At 30.2% G+C, this 2,697-nt stretch carries 3 protein-coding genes; all 3 read right to left on the bottom strand.

The window, feature by feature from the left end; genetic code table 11:
- Positions 1–338 precede the first annotated feature (338 nt).
- On the bottom strand, positions 339–1,256 hold the full coding sequence (locus tag HGI79_RS22280; RefSeq protein WP_185652858.1) for an RluA family pseudouridine synthase: 918 nt from the start codon (positions 1,254–1,256) through the stop codon (positions 339–341).
- Positions 1,228–1,701 carry a signal peptidase II gene (gene lspA / locus HGI79_RS22275; RefSeq protein WP_185652857.1) on the bottom strand — a complete coding sequence of 158 codons (474 nt, stop codon included), beginning with the start codon at positions 1,699–1,701 and terminating at the stop codon, positions 1,228–1,230. Before lspA ends, HGI79_RS22280 begins: the two co-directional genes overlap by 29 nt.
- Positions 1,702–1,790: 89 nt before the next feature.
- Positions 1,791–2,405: a TraR/DksA C4-type zinc finger protein gene (locus HGI79_RS22270; protein ID WP_185652859.1), complete on the bottom strand. Its 615-nt coding sequence runs from the start codon at positions 2,403–2,405 to the stop codon at positions 1,791–1,793.
- Positions 2,406–2,697: the final 292 nt, after the last annotated feature.

The following is a 2,697-nucleotide window of genomic DNA, read 5'->3' as shown; positions in this document are numbered from 1 at the left end:
CATATCTAAAGTTCTAAGATTTTTTCTCAAATTTTCGCTAAGACTAATAAAAAAATATTTAAATGCGACTTCAATATTGGTAATATATCCCTACGCATAAGTTAAATTTAAGTTGTGGTTATCTATATGTAGTTATAAAAATACTTGATCTATCACGAATAATATTTAAAAATAAGTTGTATTTCTATAAACAACTTGTAAATTAAAAATGCCCATACTCACAGTGAGTATGGGCATAAAAAACCTATCTAAACTAAACTCCATGCCTTATGACCTCACAGGATCATTTAAAGGATTATTCAACTAATCATTGCATACATAATATCACAGGATTCTACCTATTTCAACTCATTTCGTAAAATATTTAGCACTTTTTCAAAGTAGTCAGGTAAGTTTGATTGAAACTCTATATACTTTAATGTAGTAGGATGTATAAATCCCAACTTTTTTGCATGGAGCATTTGTCCTTCTAAATTAAACCTTTGCTTTTTATGTCCATATACTGGATCTCCAACTAAAGGATGTCCTATATAACACATATGCACTCTTATTTGATGGGTTCTGCCCGTTTCTAGCGTACATTCAACTAGAGTATTATTCTTAAATCTTTCTAAAACTTTATAGTGAGTAACGGCCCTTCTTCCATCCTTTATTACTGCAATTTTTATTCTTTCAATAGGATGTCTTCCCAATGAAGCATCTATAGTTCCTTCATCTTCTTTTATAACTCCTTCAACCAGGGCTACATATGCTCTAGTCATACTATGATCTTTTAGCTGTTCTGCTAATTTATTATGTGCTTTGTCATTTTTAGCTACAACTAATATACCAGATGTATCCTTATCTATTCTATGTACTATACCTGGTCTCATAACCCCATTTATACCGGACAAATCCTTGCAATGGTTTAGTAATGCATTTACCAATGTTCCATTATAAACTCCTGCCGCTGGATGAACTACCATTCCTTGAGGTTTATTTATTAAAACTACATCATCGTCTTCATAAATTATATCTAACGGAATATTTTCTGGCACAACATCAAGTTCTATAGGGTCTGGTATTATAACACATATCTTATCATTCATTTTTAACTTATAATTACTTTTCCTTAATACACCATTTACTCTTACTTTACCATTCTCTATTAAATTTTGGAGATAAGACCTAGATTTATCCTCAAAATATCTAGATAGAAATTGATCAAGTCTTATGTTAGTTGCATCTTTATCTGCTGTCAGCTGTTTCTCTTCCATCTTTATCTTCCTTTATTAAATAGATTACTAATAATACAGTTCCTATTACTACCAGCATATCTGCTACGTTAAAAGTTGGGAAATAATATACATCTCTATAATGAATAAGAATAAAATCTACTACATATTTATACCATACTCTATCTATTAGATTACCTATGGCACCACTTAATATAAGACTTAAACTTATTGTTATTAACTTGGACACAGGCCTATACTTGATTAAATAATATACGATACCAGCCACTATAATTATAGTAATAAAAGACAAAAATCCTGTTTTATTCTGTAATATTCCAAAAGCAGCACCCCTATTTTCTAAATAGGAGAACCCAAAAAAATCCTTTATAATAGTTATTCCTGAGGTTGTGGATAAACTATTTAATGCCCATATCTTTGTTACCCTGTCTAATATCAATCCTAAAATTATTATTAAAAATTTCACACCTAATCCCCCATATCCTCTAAACGATTCCTTAAACCTGGGAATTAAAAGTTTAATATAACTTATATTCTTTTAATTCCCAGTATATTTTAATCTGGTAATTGGCTCCTATATTGTTGGTTACTAATTCTTTCTAAAGGATCTACATAACTATTATCAGTATCTGTGTACCATTCTAACTGATTCTCTAATCTATTAAATCTATCTACAGCTTGAAAGCTATCTTCTGCATCAAATTCTACTTCCATGTCTTCATCATGGTCATTGTGTCCATATCCAAAGGGATAATCAATTACATACTCTTCCAAAGGTCTATTATGTCTTTCCTCTGGTCTAGAATCATTTAACTCACTTTGACAATCTACACAAAATTGAGCATAAGGAATAAATTCCAGTCTTTCCTCAACAATATCACTACCGCACATTTTACATTTTCCATACTGGCCCTTATCAATACCTTCTAAAGCATCATCTATTTTTTTTATTATAGACAGCTCGTTTTCCTTAAAAGCCATTCCTCTTTCTTTATCAAATATCTCTGTAGCACTATCTGCTGGATGGTTATCATAAAAAGATAGCTCTCTAGACATTGCAGAGTTAGAATTAATTGTCTCATTCTCTTCCATTTGGTTTATTAACTCACTTACCCTGCGCCTCTCCTGCTTTAATTTTCTCCTAAAGTACTCCAACTTTTCCTTGCTTATCATATCCACAGAACCCCTTTCTTAATATAAATAAGAACTAAACTGTAAACCTTACTAGAGAGTTTTTATGTACTTTAACAAAGTATTGGTTTTAGATTTACATTTATTCTTATTTTAACTAGAAAACTTTTATTTATTCTGTGGCAAAGTTTTATTTAAAATTATATAGTGTTTCCACCTATAAATTCTTAAATCTACAGTTGCTTCCTGACTTAAAATTTAACTTATACGTAGGGGTATATTACCAATGTTGAAGTCACATTTAAATATTTTTTTATTAGTCTTAGCGAAA

Source organism: Clostridium sp. DJ247 (assembly GCF_014231265.1).
This window is presented reverse-complemented; position numbering and strand designations above follow the sequence as displayed.